The organism is Paenibacillus algorifonticola, assembly GCF_000971975.1.
GTDB classification, from domain to species: domain Bacteria; phylum Bacillota; class Bacilli; order Paenibacillales; family Paenibacillaceae; genus Pristimantibacillus; species Pristimantibacillus algorifonticola.
In genome coordinates this window covers 56,050-71,441 of record NZ_LAQO01000042.1, presented here as the reverse complement: position 1 = coordinate 71,441, position 15,392 = coordinate 56,050, and the positions used below count along the sequence as shown (strand labels likewise).

Sequence of the window (15,392 nt, the reverse complement as noted above, 5' to 3'; positions counted from 1 at the left end):
GAAGCGCAGCAATGCGTGCAGCTGACGAATACTAATCGGTCGAGGGCTTATCCTAAACAAACACGCTAAAGTTTCAAACCTTGTCTTTCGCATCCAGTTTTCAGCGTGCAATTCACGTTGATATTGCAGTACATCCCGAGGTCTGCAATGTAAGTAATCGGGAAAATGTGGCGGTGTAGCTCAGCTGGCTAGAGCGTACGGTTCATACCCGTGAGGTCGGGGGTTCGATCCCCTTCGCCGCTACCATATTTTCGGAGGCTTAGCTCAGCTGGGAGAGCATCTGCCTTACAAGCAGAGGGTCGGGGGTTCGATCCCCTCAGCCTCCACCATATATGTTTTACAATGACGCGGGGTGGAGCAGCCCGGTAGCTCGTCGGGCTCATAACCCGAAGGCCGCAGGTTCAAATCCTGCCCCCGCAACCAATTCTTATGCAATAACTATGGAGCTGTGGTGTAGAGGCCTAACATGCCTGCCTGTCACGCAGGAGACCGCGAGTTCGAATCTCGTCAGCTCCGCCATTTTCTTTTCGTTATACGGCTCGGTAGCTCAGTCGGTAGAGCAGAGGACTGAAAATCCTCGTGTCGGCGGTTCGATTCCGTCCCGAGCCACCATTTTTTTATGGAGGGCTAGCGAAGTGGCTAAACGCGGCAGACTGTAAATCTGTTCCTTCGGGTTCGGTGGTTCGAATCCATCGCCCTCCACCATTTCTTTCACATCGAGAGTCATTAGCTCAGCTGGTAGAGCACCTGACTTTTAATCAGGGTGTCGTAGGTTCGAATCCTACATGACTCACCATTTTTTCAAAAGTCAATTTGCAGAAGATAATCTGTAAATTTTTTTTGTTTATATGAAATTTAAAGGCTCGATAATGGTGATTGCACCATTATCGAGCCTTATTTGTGTGTATTTTTATTAGGATCGAAGCTTTAATTCGGTGAGAAGCTCGGTTAGGGAAGCGTCGAGGCGGAGCTTTAATTCATCATTCAGCTCGAATCCGGATGCTCCACCGTCCAATTGTACACGAGCGATTTGAGAATCTACGGCATAGACGCCACTGGCAAAATGCTTGGCGCCCATAGAGGCAAGTACAGGCTTCAGAGAGTAGTCAATGGACAGCAGATGGGCAAGTGAACCACCGATGAAAAATGGCGTAATGATTTTTCCTTCCAAACCTTTTTGTGGTAATAGATCAAGGAATGTTTTAAGAACTCCGGTGAAAGAGGCTTTGTAGACTGGACTTGCAATAATAACGGCGCCAGCACCTTCTACTAAGGCTGTTGCTTCTACGATGGCGGGACTGTCGAAACGGGCGTTAATCAGATCCTCCGCTGGCAGCGAGGCGACTGTAATATGACTGACCGCTACATTTTGGTTAATGAGCTGCTGCTCGATATATTGGGTAATGCCGGTTAGACGGGAACCTGGATTCGGGCTGCCCGAGATGATGACGATCGTTGACATGAAAATCGCTCCTTCATTATATATATTTATTCCGATAAGTGAACTTTGTTTAATCCTAACATTAGAATCTTTTCGACGTCAATGACATTTATGGAAACTGTTCATGATTTTTTGCTCATTAGGGAACACTAGGCGGAAATAAGCTGATTAGCGATGCAAAGGGGTCCGTCTAAGATGATATATGGGTTGGCGGCTTTTATAAGTTTGGCTATTGTGAGTGTAATGGTTCCGATTGTGAGAAGGCTCGCCTTGCAATACGGCATTATGGATCGGCCGAATGCACGTAAAATTCATCGGAAGCCTATTCCCTTGCTTGGCGGCATTGCGATCTATGTGGCATGCACCGTTACGATTATTGCTTTTCAGGGGATGACATCATTAAGCTGGACGATTGCGGCTGGTGGCGCAGTACTTGTCACCATTGGATTGTTAGATGATAAAGCTAAAGCTGAGGGGAGGGATTTTCCTGTCTGGCCCAGGGTGCTGATTTATGGAGCAGTGTCCACGCTCCCTTTGTGGTTCCACATTCAAATAACAGGGGTGACGAATCCTGCTTCGGGGCTGTTCTTTTTTCTCCCGCATTGGGTGGCCTGGCTTGGGACGTCAATCTGGATATTTGCTCTTATCAACATGATTAATTTCATGGATGGGGTGGATGGGCTGGCGTCCGGAGTATGCGTATTATCGGCGGTCACGCTATTTATTACTGCCTTGCTTAAAGGGCAAGCTGAAACGGCGATATTAGCGGCAATTGTAGGCGGGGCATGCCTGGGCTTTCTGCTGTTTAATTTTTATCCGGCAAGGATTTTTATGGGGGATGCGGGAGCCACGTTTCTTGGATATACGCTCGCCGTAGTCGCAGTGGACGGAGCTTTTAAGAAGGCAACCTTCATCACAGTACTAGTACCGCTGCTTGCGCTGGGCTTGCCTATTATGGATACATCCATCGTCATGCTGCGGCGGCTCGCCCGTGGCAAAGGGCTGCATCATGCGGACAAGCTTCATACGCATCATGCGCTGATGAAGTGGGGATTGAATCAGGTGCAGACCGTATCTTTTCTATATTTAATTGCAGCGTTGTTCTCCTTGCTGTCGATCATCCTTTTGCTGGTCATGGGCTGAATTCCCTGCTCCAATATGTTACAATGACGAGAAAAAGCGTTCATTCGTGAGGCTTGCGATAGGAGATAGCAGAAAATGAGCACGACAGAATGGTTGAAACCGCTGGAGCGCATTTTGGACTGTCCAGTTCGTCTAGTAAAAATGCAATTGTCCGAATGGAATGATATAGCAGAGAAAAATCACTACCTGCAGGCAGAGGAGCATGGGCGCGGCTCAGCTTTGGAAGGACAGCGTGTCCAGCGCGAGGATAAAATGTGGGTAGCGGTCAGGGCAGTGGAGCATGAAATAGAGGTTTTGGAAATAGAGGGAAGCCGCTTTGAGGCGAGTACGCTTGATTTATTGAGCTTAATGCTGCGCTGGAATGAAACGAGGCCGGCACACGATAAGGCGGCTGGCAAGCTAACGGAAAGCGAAAAGACAGCCCGCAGCATTGGCGAGTGGATTCAGGAGCAGTTCGAATCCGGCGAGCCGGGACAATCGATGCCGGATCACTTGACTGCGGGCGGCAAGCTGTTCGCCGATATGATTCCTTTTTTATTAGTAACGGAATATTCGAATACAAAGCAAGCGGCGTATGTTGAGCTGGAGAAGCTGCTGCGTTCTTTTTTAGCCGAGGAAATTTTATTAATACCGCTTCGGGAGCAGGAATGGCTCATTTGGGGTCCGGTATCGCTGCTTAAGGAAGCGGATTCAGAGTTGTTTGATGACGATGATGAAGAGTCGGTGGAGGATAACCTGGCTTCCATCTGTCTGGGGCTGCATGAGATGCTTGCCAGCGAGTGGATTGGAGAATGCCACCTGGCGGTGTCCCATCCAATCAGGCCGGCGAAGGGGATTGTAGAGACGACAGCCGCGCTGCGTGAAACGATCAATTTAGGACGTAAATTTCATGTCGGCAGCAATATTCATTTTCCGTGGAATTTGCAGCTGGAGCGCCTGCTGAATAGTATTCCGGAAAGCCAGCGTGCACGATATTTGGAGCAATCGCTAAAGCGTACGGAGCTTTTCGTAGAGGCAGAAATGCTCGCTACACTGGAAACGTTCTTCTCACTTGACTGTAATGTAAGCGAAACCGCGAAGAAGCTTTATATCCACCGCAATACGTTATTATACCGTCTGGACAAGCTAAAACAGGAGACGGGGCTTGATGTGCGACAGTTTCGTGACGCCGTCTTAGTCAAAATTATATTACTATTGTACAAAGTTACGAAAAGACATTAGTTTTTTTGTAAAGTTTGTGCATAGTCATCTGACTGCATGTGGGATAAGATAGGTCTATAAGAAAATTTCTTTTAGGGGGAAATTCACATGGCAGGCGTACGTTTAGAAGGCATTTACAAAAAATACCCGGGTTCTGATAAAGCATCGGTAACTGACGTTAACTTAGATATCAAGGACAAAGAATTTCTAGTGCTTGTAGGTCCATCCGGTTGTGGTAAATCGACAACTCTTCGTATGATCGCAGGTCTTGAAGAAATTTCTGAAGGTAAATTGTTTATCGGCGAGCGTCTTGTTAATGACGTAGCTCCTAAAGATCGCGATATCGCGATGGTATTCCAATCTTACGCTCTTTACCCGCATATGAACGTATACCAAAACATGGCTTTTGGTTTGAAACTTCGTAAATTCAAAAAAGCAGACATCGACAAACGCGTTCGTGAAGCTGCTAAAATTCTAGATATCGAGCATTTGCTTGACCGTAAACCGAAAGCTCTTTCCGGTGGTCAACGTCAACGTGTCGCTCTTGGTCGTGCGATCGTTCGTGAGCCACAAGTATTCTTGATGGATGAGCCGCTTTCCAACTTGGACGCGAAACTTCGTGGTCAAATGCGTGCTGAAATTTCCAAGCTGACTAAACGTCTTGAAACTACAACAATCTATGTAACGCATGACCAAATCGAAGCAATGACGATGGGTGATCGCATTGTTGTTATGAAAGATGGCTTTATTCAACAAACAGCTTCTCCGGAAGTTCTTTACAACCACCCAGTTAACATTTTCGTTGCTGGCTTCATCGGTGCTCCTTCCATGAACTTCATTAAAGGTGCATTGACGGATCAAGGCGGTACTGTTCGCTTCAAATCGACTGGCGTAGATGTAGTTGTGCCTGAAGGTAAAGCTGCTACACTTCGTTCCAAAGGCTACATCGGCAAAGATGTGATCTTGGGTATTCGTCCAGAGGATCTTCATGAAGAGCCAGTATTCCTGGAAGCTTCGCCTAACACGATCGTTAACGCTTCGATCGAAGTTGCAGAGAACCTGGGTCACGAAATGTACCTGTACCTGAACGGTATTGGCACAGACACAGTTATCGCACGTGTAGACGGACGTTCCGCTCTGCGTGATGGCCTGTCAGTTAAACTTGCTCTGGATATGAACAAAGTTCACCTGTTCGACACAGAGTCCGAGCTTAACATTTTCGAAAACTAATTGCTAAAGCCATTATAGATTTCATAAGAGAGCTGTTGGATCCGTCCAGCAGCTCTTTGTTATTCCACTGGGGATAAATATGTAAATAGTATCATTCAATTGAGCGTCAGAAAGCGGGAAGACATTGCTTTCGGCGCTTTTTTCCTATACGATGAAGTCATTGGTAATTAGCTTACATACGCTGTTGTGATATAAGGAGGCCATGCTATGCCTAAGAGAGTGAAAGTATCAGAATTAGTGCAGCATTTTTCGTTGGAAATCATATCGGGTGAGGAAGGCTTGAAGCGTGCGATTACGGTTGATGACCTGTATCGTCCAGGTCTTGAAATGGCCGGATATTTTGATTATTTTCCGAGTGAGCGGGTGCAGCTGTTAGGGAAAACGGAAATTACGTTTCTCAGCACGCTGACGTCAGAGGAGCGCAGGCTGCGGATGGAGCGTCTGTGCCATTCAGACACGCCTTGTATTATTTTGACCCGTGGACTGGAACCGCCTGATGAACTGATTGCTTATTCGAATAAAACGAATATTCCCGTGCTTGGCAGCCATGTGGCGACTACGATTTTGACGAGCCGGATTACAGATTTTCTGGAGAAAAAGCTTGCGCCTACCGCAACCATTCATGGTGTTCTAGTAGACGTATACGGGGTGGGCATGCTCATCACTGGCGGCAGCGGCATCGGTAAGAGCGAGACGGCGCTTGAGCTTGTAAAACGAGGGCATCGCCTCGTTGCCGATGATGCAGTTGAAATCAGACAAACATCAGACAGCCAACTGCACGGTACAGCTCCGGAATTGATTCGTCATTTGCTTGAGATTCGTGGATTGGGCATCATCAATGTGATGACGCTGTTCGGCGCTGGGGCTGTACGCACACAGAAGCGGATTACGCTCGTTATTAAGCTGGAAAACTGGCAGCAGGACAAACAATATGACCGTCTGGGGCTGGATGAAGAGAAGACGCGTATCATTGATACCGATGTACCACTTGTAACCGTGCCTGTAAGGCCAGGGCGGAACCTTGCGGTTATTATTGAGGTGGCGGCTATGAACTTCAGGCTGAAGCGGATGGGCTATAATGCTGCGCTGCAGTTTACTAATAAGCTGACAGAAACCATTGCTGAAGATGCGGATGATTACGATTGATATAAAGGAGCTAATAAAAGATGCTTACATCGCTAATTGACCCGATTGCTTTTTCCCTGGGTCCCCTGACTGTTCGTTGGTATGGCATTATTCTCGGCACAGCTGCCTTGGTAGGCTTGCTGCTGGCGATACAAGAGGGCAAACGCTTTGGCATTAAGCCGGATTTCTTTATGGATATGCTGCTGCTGGGCGTTCCATCCGCCGTTATCTGTGCTCGAATATATTATGTGGCCTTCAAGTGGGAGGATTACAAGGCGAACCCGCTCGATGTGTTTAAAATTTGGGAGGGCGGCATAGCCATTTACGGCGCGCTGATTGGTGCCTTTCTATGCGGGTTCTTCTATTTCCGTTATAAGGGCTACAGCTTCTTGAGACTCGCCGATGTGTGCGTGCCAGGCTTGCTTGCCGGTCAAATGATTGGCCGTTGGGGCAATTTCATGAACCAGGAGGCATATGGTGGCCCCGTAGAGGAGAGCTTCCTTCGCGATACGCTTCACCTGCCTAATTTTATTGTAAATCAAATGAATGTGAATGGCATCTTCCATCACCCGGCCTTTTTGTACGAATCGCTATGGAGCCTTGTAGGTATCATTGTACTTTGCGTTCTGCGCCGCCAACGCTTCCTGCGCGCGGGTGAACTGCTTGCGAGCTATTTCATCTGGTATTCCCTCGGCCGCTTCTACATTGAAATGGTGCGTACGGACAGCTTGGCCTTCCATGGCCCTGAATGGCTCGTGAAGCTTGTTGACGTTCTTTGGTCGCCGATGACGATTTTGTTCCAGCCTGGCTATTTGGACCCGGCTTACGGCAATCTGAGAATTTCACAGCTGCTAGCGCTTCTTCTCATTGTAGGCGCCATTGCTTTTATCGTTATTCGCCGCAAAACAGGAGCCGCCAAAGAGCATTATTCCGATCCTATCGTCTCGACGAAGGTAGAGCATGCGGTTATGGCAACGGATGATGTTCCAAAAGCATAAAGATGAAAGTTAAATTCAGGTGAGACGAGCTATTGCCTTCTCGAAGGCAATAGCCGTTATGTTTTTGTAAGGCTTATAGAGAAGCATTAAAGTGGATTTAGGAGGAGACAGATGTGCTAGGCAACATAAAAACGATGCTGTTTGATTTGGATGGTACCATTATCGATACGAATGAACTGATTATCCGCTCGTTTCTGGATGCGCTGAAAGGAGTCGTTCCGGCAGATTTCTCCAGAGAGCATATTATCCCAAGCATGGGACAGCCTTTGACGATGCAAATGCAGCAGTTTTCTGGACTTGAGGATGTTTCGCATCTGGTAGCGGCTTATCGCGAAGTAAACCTTCGCCTGCATGATGAGTACGTGAAGCCTTTCGACTATGTTGTAGAGGTTATTAAAAACCTGCATGAACAAGGCATCCAAATCGGCATTGTAACGACGAAAATGCGTCTGACGACAGAGCGCGGCTTGAAATATGTCGGCTTAAGCGACTATATCGACACGATTGTGACGATTGATGATGTCACGCATCCTAAGCCGCATCCAGAGCCTGTCAGCATGGCTATTGCTGCGCTTGGGGCAGATCCGGCAACGACATTGATGCTGGGCGACAGCTCGGTCGATATATTATCCGCTGAGGCGGCTGGCGCTTTGCCTGTCGGTGTAGCCTGGTCGATGAAGGGTGCACAGCTGCTTAGAGATTCTGGCGCTCAGTATGTCATTGATGATATGCGGGAGCTGTACGCTTTCGCAGGATTGGAGCGGAGATAAGTTGCGTAATGTCGAACGTTATCCGGTAGAGGGACCAAATGCGCTCTGGCAGGTCTATCGCACGGTCAGCCGCTTTAAGGCGGTTCGTAATTTCATATTCATTCAGCTGGCCCGTTATTGTCCAATTTTGCCGATCAAAAATATGATCTATCGCCGCGTGCTCGGCATGAAGGTTGGTCAGCATACGGCTTTCGCGCTGATGGTGATGGTGGATGTTTTTTTTCCGGAACGGATTGAGGTTGGGGATAATACGATTATCGGATACAACACGACGATTCTTACGCATGAGTATTTAATTCGCGAATACCGGCTTGGTGATGTGAAAATAGGGGCGAACGTCATGATTGGCGCGAACACGACGATTTTGCCAGGCGTTACGATTGGTGACCATGCGGTTGTAGCTGCTGGCTCAGTCGTATACAAGGATGTGCCAGCCCATGCTTTCGTTGGCGGGAATCCAATGCGGGAGATTGGAAATGGGAGCAGCTCAGCGGATCACAACTAAATCTGCTGATGCTGCGCGAATAAAGCTGGTGCCTATAATGAGCATCAGCTTTATTCATGTTCACAGAAGCACTTTTTGTAACCTTTTGTTTTAGTAGCAGTTCTCCTCAACCTTGGCATCATCATTATGAATCGTAATCGTTGAGGAGCCGGACAAGCTTTCTGTGTATGAGCATACGGAAGTTGTGCGTGTAAAGCCAGTGGAGTCGGTATAGGTAATATAGATGCCTCCTTCGCCAGTTAAGCTAAGATCGGGAGTGATTTTCTTTTTGCTCCCGCTGGCGATGGAATCGTCGTACAATTGTTTGGAATCCGTTTCAATAATGTTGCCTTTCTCATCGCTGGCAAGTACGCCTGCTTGAACGGTTACAAGCTCATGATCGGATTCATTATGGATCGTCAAAGTGAAGCTTCTAAACATATTGAAGATATCCAGGCTCTTGTTTAGAGCAATTATACCGATGATTGCGCCGAATAAAATCATACCTATCATTAAGCTGGATACCCAAATAGCAACTTTGTTTCTAGCGGGTTTCAATTGTTCGTGCCCTCCTTATTCATGACTCATTTAAAAAGGAGACGAGCGACCGCTGGAGAAAGTTGCATGCCTTGCGATGATCGGCATTTATGAAGTTATGATACGTCCCTCATTCGGGAAAGCTCTTATCTTGACGGAGCAGAGGCTTCATGTTACCATAACGTCTAGGTTCTTTATTTTGGCAGATTGCTAATATGGCAACGCGTTAACATACTAAAGTAAAATGTGGGTGAAAATAGATGTCCAAACCAAAAGTATTTGAGAAACCGATTGGTGTTAAAGACTATCTTCCGGAGGCTGTTGCAAAGCTGCGCCGGATCGAGCATGCCGCTCTTGCTTGTATGCAGGGCTGGGGCTATGAGCAGATCATTACGCCTACTATGGAATATTACGACACCGTAGGGGTAGCAAGCTCTACCTCTGACCAAAAGCTGTTTAAGCTGCTCAACAACCGTGGAACAACGCTCGTGCTGCGTTCGGATATGACGGCACCTATTGCGCGCGTGGTATCCTCGCTATTGAAGGAGTCCCCATTTCCGCTGCGCCTGTCGTACCATGCGAATGTGTACCGTGCAATTGAAGAGGAAGCGGGCCGGGAGGCTGAGTTTTTCCAAACGGGCGTTGAGCTTGTAGGTGATGCTTCGGCTGATGCGGATGCGGAGGTTGTAGCGCTCGCTATCGCTTCCTTGAAGGCAGCTGGCGTAAAACGGTTCAAGATCGCTATCGGCCATGTCGGCTTCCTGAACGGGCTGTTTGAGGAATCGCTGTCTGGACGCAAGGAAGCGCAGGAGCAGCTTAAAGCGTGCCTGCTGGGACGCGATTATGTCGGCTATCGCGAGCAGCTGCGCCAGCTGTCGCTGGAGGAGCCTGTAAAGCGCGAGCTGGAAGGGATTTTAAGGCTGCGCGGCGGCCAGGAGGTATGCAAGCAGGCGCTGGAGTTAAGCGCAGATGAGACGGCACAGGCGTCTATTCAGCATTTATGCGAGATGTGGGATGTGCTCGACGCTTACGGACTGAGCGAGCATGTGCTGATCGATCTGACGATGATCGGCGATTTCTCTTATTATACAGGCATGACCTTTGAAGGATATGCGGCGGATCTTGGATTCCCTGTAGTGAGCGGTGGAAGATACGACAATTTGCTCGCTCAATTCGGCCGGCCAGCTCCAGCAACAGGCTTTGCGCTGAAGACGACGCGGATACTCGAAGTGCTCGGCAATGAAGACGAGCCAGCGAAAGCAGAGCGCGTGCTAATCGGCTACGATGAGACGGAGCGCAAAGCGGCGCTGGCTATCGCGCAGCAGCTCAGAAGCCAAGGAGCGACGGTTGTGACAGAGCGCATCGGGCAAGAAGAGGCCGCGGAGCTTTCGAAGAACACGTCTGGACGGTTTATTTTCAAAGGCGTGGAATATGTGGAGTTTTTATTGTTTACCGAAGGTATGGACGAAATGCTTGGAGGGGATGGCAAGTGAGCGGAGCAGGCAGAGAGATTTTGAAGGTGGCTATGCCGAAAGGCCGGATTTACAAGCAGGCATCGAAGCTGTTTCGCGAAGCGGGGCTGCCGATTCCAAGCGACTTTGACGATACGCGCAAGCTGATCATTGAGCTGCCGGAAGCAGGCATGGAGTTTATTATGGCAAAGCCTGTAGACGTGCCTACTTATGTGGAATATGGTGTAGCTGATATTGGAATCGTCGGCAAGGATGTGCTGATGGAGGAAAATAAAGATGTTTACGAGCTGCTGGATCTTGGCATCGCCAAGTGCCGGATGTCGGTAATTGGGCTGCCAGACTGGAAGCCGGTTATTAATCCGCGGGTAGCGACGAAATATCCGAATGTGGCTTCGCAATATTTTCGCGAATTGGGGCAGCAGGTAGAAGTGATTAAGCTGAACGGCTCAATCGAGCTAGCGCCGCTTATTGGCCTCGCTGACCGCATTGTCGATATGGTTGAGACGGGACAGACGCTGCGCGAAAACGGCTTGGTCGAGATGGAGTCCATCTTCGGCATTACGAGCCGCTTGATCGCGAACCGCGTCAGCTACCGGATGAAGAACGAGGCGATTCAAAGCCTCTGTGATAGATTGCAGGAAACGCTTGGTGCGAAGCTTTAGGATTGCGGAAGCGCGAGCCATAAAAGCAGGACAGAGCCATAAAAGCGGATGGAACAAAGTCTGAAAGGAAAGGGGATGGCGATTGTGAGAATTATGCGAGCAGAGCAGTTCGGTTTGAAGCGCGAGGTGGAATACGGATCGCCGGAGCAAAATGAAGTGGTGCGGACGATTATTGCAGACGTCCGCAATGAAGGAGATGCAGCTTTGCTGCGTTACACAGCAAAGCTGGACAGGGCTGAGCTGACGGCAGCGGAGCTGCGCGTGACGCAGGCGGAAATTGATGCGGCGTATGATCAGGTAGACGCCGCTTTTCTGACAGCGATCCGCGAGGCCGCTGTCAACATCAGGTCTTTCCACGAGAAGCAGAAGCGCAACTCGTGGATGGATTTGCAGCCGGATGGGACGCTGCTCGGGCAAATATTGCGCCCGCTGAAGCGGGTCGGCGTCTATGTGCCCGGAGGCAAGGCGGCGTATCCGTCGTCCGTGCTCATGAATGTCATTCCGGCCCAGGTAGCTGGCGTGCCGGAAATCGTAATGGTCACGCCGCCGTCGACTGGCGGACGGGACGGCATTGATCCTGGCATTCTCGTGGCGGCTGCTGAATCAGGGGTCAAGGAGATGTACCGCGTAGGCGGAGCGCAGGCGATTGCCGCACTCGCCCATGGTACGGAAACGATCGCACCGGTTGATAAAATTTGCGGGCCGGGCAATATTTATATCGCGCTGGCGAAGCGCGAAGTATTTGGAGCTGTCGATATCGACAGCATCGCTGGCCCTAGCGAAATTATCGTGCTTGCCGATGAATTCGCTGATCCGGCTTATATCGCCGCTGACCTGCTGTCGCAGGCGGAGCATGACGAGATGGCGTCTTCCATCCTCGTAACGCCGTCGGAGCAGCTCGCAAGCGCGGTAGCCGCTGAGGTGGAGCGTCAGCTTGCGACGCTGCCGCGCCAAGCGATTGCGCGGGCCTCTATCGACAGCTACGGCGCCGTGCTGATGGTCGATTCGCTGGAAGCGGGCATCGACGTCGTGAACAAGCTGGCGCCTGAGCATCTGGAGGTGCTGACAGCCGATCCAATGAGGCTGCTCGGCTTGATCGAAAATGCAGGGGCGATCTTCCTCGGCCCTTACAGCTCGGAGCCGGTTGGCGATTATTTCGCTGGACCGAATCATATCATTCCGACGAACGGAACGGCGAGATTCTCCTCGCCTGTCAACGTGGATGATTTTCTAAAAAAATCAAGCTTGATCTACTATAGCAAGGAAGCCCTGCTCGCAAATGGCGACAAAATTATGACGCTGGCCCGGCAGGAAGGGCTTGAAGCCCATGCGCGGGCGATTCAAATCCGTTTGGAGCGCGAAGGCCGTTAACGAGCAAGACTAGGGTGAGCCAATGTAAAGCAAAGCGAACATTTATTTTACGGGAAGAAAGAAGGAATCGGTAATGGCGGAATTGACAGGACGCGTATCGGAAGTAGCTCGCAAAACAAATGAAACAGACATCAAGCTGGCGTTTTCGGTAGACGGAAGCGGAACGGCCAACATTGAGACGGATGTGCCTTTCCTGAACCATATGCTGGATTTGTTCACGAAGCACGGGCAGTTCGACCTGACGGTCAATGCGAAAGGCGATATTGAAATCGACGACCACCACACGGTGGAGGATATCGGCATTTGCCTCGGGCAAACGCTGCGTGAAGCACTGGGCGACAAGCGCGGCATCAAGCGTTACGCGAGCGTATTTGTGCCGATGGATGAGGCGCTGGCGCAGGTTATTATCGATGTGAGCAACCGCCCGCATTTTGAATACCGTGCGGAGTATCCTTCAAGCCAAGTAGGCAGCTTCTCTGTGGAGCTGGTACATGAGTTTCTATGGAAGCTGGCGCTGGAAGCGCGCATTACGCTGCATGTTATCGTACATTACGGCCAGAATACGCATCATATGATTGAAGCGGTATTCAAGGCGCTTGGCCGAGCGCTGGATGAAGCGACGAGCATAGATCCTCGCGTACAAGGAGTGCCTTCGACGAAAGGAGTGCTGTAGCATGATTGCGATCATCGATTACGGCATGGGCAACCTTCACAGCGTCAGCAAGGCGGTTGAGCGTCTCGGTTATGCTGCAGTTGTAACGGCTGATCCGCAGGAGATTTTGGCGGCGGATGGCGCGATTTTGCCAGGTGTCGGCGCTTTCGGTGATGCGATGAGCAATTTGCGCGAGACGAAGCTTGATGAGGTTGTGAAGCAGTATGCCGCCTCTGGCAAGCCGCTGCTCGGTATTTGCCTCGGCATGCAGCTGTTGTTCAGCGCGAGCGAGGAGTACGGCGACAACGAGGGCCTCAGCCTGCTGCCAGGCAAGGTCATCCGTTTCCAAGGCGATTACAAAATCCCGCATATGGGCTGGAACAAGCTTAGCTTTAAGCAAGGGCAAAGCCCGCTGTTTGCAGGTCTGGAAGAGGGCCATGTGTATTTCGTCCACTCCTTCCATGCAAAGCCGGAGCAAGGCAGCGATCTGCTGGCTACGACCGACTATTATCAGCAGGTAACGGCCATTGTTGGGCGTGATCAAGTATACGGCATGCAGTTTCATCCGGAAAAAAGCGGCGAGCTTGGCATACAGCTGCTTGGCAACTTCCTTGCACTGACGGGAAGCAGCAAGGCCTAGCCTAGCCGCTGGCTCCATCACTTGGAAGTCACTTGCAGCACCCTGTATCCATCGAATGACAACGTCATTTTTTCATAAAAACAAAACAAATATCTACAGGCTGTCGCAGGCGCAGCCCTAGATGAGTCTAATATAAGGAGCGTGCAAAATGCTGGCAAAACGCATTATTCCATGCCTCGATGTCAAAGACGGCCGTGTCGTTAAAGGCGTAAATTTCGTTAACTTGCGCGATGCTGGCGATCCGGTCGAGCTGGCGTCTACCTATGACCGCGAAGGTGCGGATGAGCTCGTATTTCTCGATATTTCCGCCTCGGTTGAAGGCCGGGCTACGATGATTGAGGTCGTCAAACGCACGGCAGGCGAAATTACGATTCCTTTCACAGTTGGCGGCGGCATCTCGCATGTCGATGACATGAAGCGGCTGCTGCGGGCAGGAGCAGACAAGATCGGCATTAATACGGCCGCAGTCAAAAATCCATCGCTCGTGCGCGACGGCTCGCGCAAGTTCGGCTCCCAATGCATCGTTGTCGCGATTGACGCGAAATTTAACGTTGCATGGGGCGAGTGGGAAGTATATACGCACGGCGGCCGCCAGGCGACAGGCATTAAAGCGCTGGAGTGGGCAAGCGAGGTTGAGAAGCTGGGCGCTGGCGAGATTTTGCTGACGAGCATGGATGCAGATGGCACGAAGGATGGCTTTGATCTTCCGCTGACCTCTGCTGTATCCGGCATGCTGGGCATTCCGGTTATTGCTTCGGGCGGAGCAGGCCGCGTTGAGCATTTCAATGATGTTTTCGATCAAGGCAAGGCGGACGCTGCGCTGGCGGCGACGATTTTTCACTACAAAGAAATGACGATTCGCGAAGTGAAGGATGATTTGCGGCAGAAGGGCGTGGAAGTCAGATGACAGACTGGTTAAAGCAGATCAAGTGGAGCGAGGATGGCCTTGTGCCGGCGATCGTACAGGATGCGCAGAGCAAGGAAGTGCTGATGCTCGCTTACATGAACGAGGATTCGCTCAAGCTTTCGGTGGAAACAGGCTCGACTTGGTTCTGGAGCCGCTCGCGCAGCGAGCTGTGGAACAAGGGCGCAACGAGCGGTCACACGCAGCGTATTGAGTCCTTATCCTATGACTGTGACGGCGACACGCTGCTGGTGCGCGTTCATCAAGTTGGCCCCGCTTGCCATACGGGAAGCTACAGCTGCTTTTTCAATGAAATCGAGCTGGCGAAGGCAGCTAGTGAGGCAAATTCCGACGCAGATTCCGTCTCCACTGGGGCAGCTGCAACGGAAGCGGGCCAAGGCGGCGATCGCTTTGCGATTTTGGGCAGTCTGGAAAGCGTCATTGCCGAGCGTCATGCGGAGCGTCCAGAAGGTGCGTATACGACGTATTTATTCGATAAAGGCATCGATAAAATTCTTAAAAAAGTCGGCGAGGAAGCAACTGAAGCGATTATCGCGGCGAAAAATCAAGACAACGACGAGCTGCGCTCTGAAGCGAGCGACTTGATTTTCCACCTGCTGGTGCTGCTCAGAGAACGGGGCCTGCCACTGGATGATGTGATGCAAGAGCTTGTACAGCGCCACGGCAAACCAGCCAGCAATAATGCAATGAAACGCGAGCAGTCCAAAGCCTAGCCAGGCGGATTGCCGCGTTTTGCGGTTTT

16 protein-coding genes and 7 tRNA genes are annotated in these 15,392 nt (G+C 50.5%); 21 read left to right on the top strand and 2 right to left on the bottom strand.

Annotation, left to right across the window (positions count from 1 at the left end; translation table 11 throughout):
- Positions 1 to 169: 169 nt before the first annotated feature.
- From WH37_RS28980 to WH37_RS28950, 7 genes are all read left to right on the top strand, one after another.
- Positions 170 to 246: transfer RNA gene (locus WH37_RS28980), tRNA-Met, on the top strand.
- Positions 247 to 253: 7 nt separating this feature from the next.
- Positions 254 to 329: transfer RNA gene (locus WH37_RS28975), tRNA-Val, on the top strand.
- A 17-nt stretch (positions 330 to 346) separates the two neighbouring features.
- Positions 347 to 423 (top strand) — tRNA-Met (locus tag WH37_RS28970).
- Between the two features lie 19 nt (positions 424 to 442).
- Positions 443 to 519 (top strand) — tRNA-Asp (locus WH37_RS28965).
- Positions 520 to 536: 17 nt separating this feature from the next.
- A tRNA-Phe gene (locus tag WH37_RS28960) sits at positions 537 to 612 on the top strand.
- Positions 613 to 621: 9 nt separating this feature from the next.
- Positions 622 to 705: transfer RNA gene (locus tag WH37_RS28955), tRNA-Tyr, on the top strand.
- 15 nt (positions 706 to 720) lie between these two features.
- A tRNA-Lys gene (locus WH37_RS28950) sits at positions 721 to 796 on the top strand.
- A 117-nt stretch (positions 797 to 913) separates the two neighbouring features.
- Here WH37_RS28950 and ssuE read toward each other — a convergent pair.
- Positions 914 to 1,462: an NADPH-dependent FMN reductase gene (gene ssuE / locus WH37_RS28945; protein ID WP_046234129.1), complete on the bottom strand. Its 549-nt coding sequence runs from the start codon at positions 1,460 to 1,462 to the stop codon at positions 914 to 916.
- A gap of 174 nt (positions 1,463 to 1,636) precedes the next feature.
- Between ssuE and WH37_RS28940 the strand changes: the two genes are divergently transcribed.
- The 7 genes from WH37_RS28940 (at position 1,637) to WH37_RS28910 (ending at position 8,412) form a co-directional block, all read left to right on the top strand.
- A complete protein-coding gene (locus WH37_RS28940) occupies positions 1,637 to 2,584 on the top strand; it encodes an MraY family glycosyltransferase (protein ID WP_046234128.1) in 948 nt (315 codons plus the stop codon).
- A gap of 75 nt (positions 2,585 to 2,659) precedes the next feature.
- A complete protein-coding gene (locus WH37_RS28935) occupies positions 2,660 to 3,805 on the top strand; it encodes a PucR family transcriptional regulator (protein WP_046234127.1) in 1,146 nt (381 codons plus the stop codon).
- An 87-nt stretch (positions 3,806 to 3,892) separates the two neighbouring features.
- The gene (locus WH37_RS28930; protein ID WP_046234126.1) at positions 3,893 to 5,014 is read left to right on the top strand and encodes an ABC transporter ATP-binding protein; all 1,122 of its coding nucleotides are present in this window, start codon (positions 3,893 to 3,895) and stop codon (positions 5,012 to 5,014) included.
- Positions 5,015 to 5,221: 207 nt separating this feature from the next.
- Positions 5,222 to 6,160: an HPr(Ser) kinase/phosphatase gene (gene hprK / locus WH37_RS28925; protein WP_046234125.1), complete on the top strand. Its 939-nt coding sequence runs from the start codon at positions 5,222 to 5,224 to the stop codon at positions 6,158 to 6,160.
- 20 nt (positions 6,161 to 6,180) lie between these two features.
- Positions 6,181 to 7,137, top strand: a complete 957-nt coding sequence (gene lgt / locus WH37_RS28920; protein WP_046234124.1) for a prolipoprotein diacylglyceryl transferase — start codon at positions 6,181 to 6,183, stop codon at positions 7,135 to 7,137.
- Between the two features lie 113 nt (positions 7,138 to 7,250).
- Positions 7,251 to 7,907, top strand: a complete 657-nt coding sequence (gene ppaX, locus WH37_RS28915) for a pyrophosphatase PpaX (protein ID WP_231594415.1) — start codon at positions 7,251 to 7,253, stop codon at positions 7,905 to 7,907.
- Between the two features lies 1 nt (position 7,908).
- Entirely contained in the window at positions 7,909 to 8,412 is a 504-nt protein-coding gene (locus WH37_RS28910; RefSeq protein ID WP_177218079.1) for an acyltransferase, read from the top strand.
- A gap of 90 nt (positions 8,413 to 8,502) precedes the next feature.
- Here WH37_RS28910 and WH37_RS28905 read toward each other — a convergent pair whose 3' ends face one another.
- On the bottom strand, positions 8,503 to 8,949 hold the full coding sequence (locus WH37_RS28905) for a hypothetical protein (protein WP_046234122.1): 447 nt from the start codon (positions 8,947 to 8,949) through the stop codon (positions 8,503 to 8,505).
- A 239-nt stretch (positions 8,950 to 9,188) separates the two neighbouring features.
- Here WH37_RS28905 and WH37_RS28900 point away from each other — a divergent pair, with 239 nt between their 5' ends.
- The 7 genes from WH37_RS28900 (at position 9,189) to hisIE (ending at position 15,363) form a co-directional block, all read left to right on the top strand.
- Entirely contained in the window at positions 9,189 to 10,421 is a 1,233-nt protein-coding gene (locus tag WH37_RS28900) for an ATP phosphoribosyltransferase regulatory subunit (protein ID WP_046234121.1), read from the top strand.
- A gap of 32 nt (positions 10,422 to 10,453) precedes the next feature.
- Entirely contained in the window at positions 10,454 to 11,062 is a 609-nt protein-coding gene (hisG, locus tag WH37_RS28895; RefSeq protein WP_046234141.1) for an ATP phosphoribosyltransferase, read from the top strand.
- A 93-nt stretch (positions 11,063 to 11,155) separates the two neighbouring features.
- Positions 11,156 to 12,433, top strand: coding sequence for a histidinol dehydrogenase (hisD, locus tag WH37_RS28890; RefSeq protein ID WP_414812529.1), 1,278 nt, complete (start codon positions 11,156 to 11,158; stop codon positions 12,431 to 12,433).
- A gap of 73 nt (positions 12,434 to 12,506) precedes the next feature.
- Entirely contained in the window at positions 12,507 to 13,106 is a 600-nt protein-coding gene (hisB, locus tag WH37_RS28885) for an imidazoleglycerol-phosphate dehydratase HisB (RefSeq protein ID WP_046234120.1), read from the top strand.
- A 1-nt stretch (position 13,107) separates the two neighbouring features.
- Positions 13,108 to 13,725, top strand: a complete 618-nt coding sequence (gene hisH, locus WH37_RS28880; protein ID WP_046234119.1) for an imidazole glycerol phosphate synthase subunit HisH — start codon at positions 13,108 to 13,110, stop codon at positions 13,723 to 13,725.
- Positions 13,726 to 13,873: 148 nt separating this feature from the next.
- The gene (hisF, locus tag WH37_RS28875; protein WP_046234118.1) at positions 13,874 to 14,632 is read left to right on the top strand and encodes an imidazole glycerol phosphate synthase subunit HisF; all 759 of its coding nucleotides are present in this window, start codon (positions 13,874 to 13,876) and stop codon (positions 14,630 to 14,632) included.
- Positions 14,629 to 15,363, top strand: coding sequence for a bifunctional phosphoribosyl-AMP cyclohydrolase/phosphoribosyl-ATP diphosphatase HisIE (gene hisIE, locus WH37_RS28870; RefSeq protein WP_046234117.1), 735 nt, complete (start codon positions 14,629 to 14,631; stop codon positions 15,361 to 15,363). The genes hisF and hisIE overlap by 4 nt, the downstream gene beginning before the upstream one ends.
- Positions 15,364 to 15,392 lie beyond the last annotated feature (29 nt).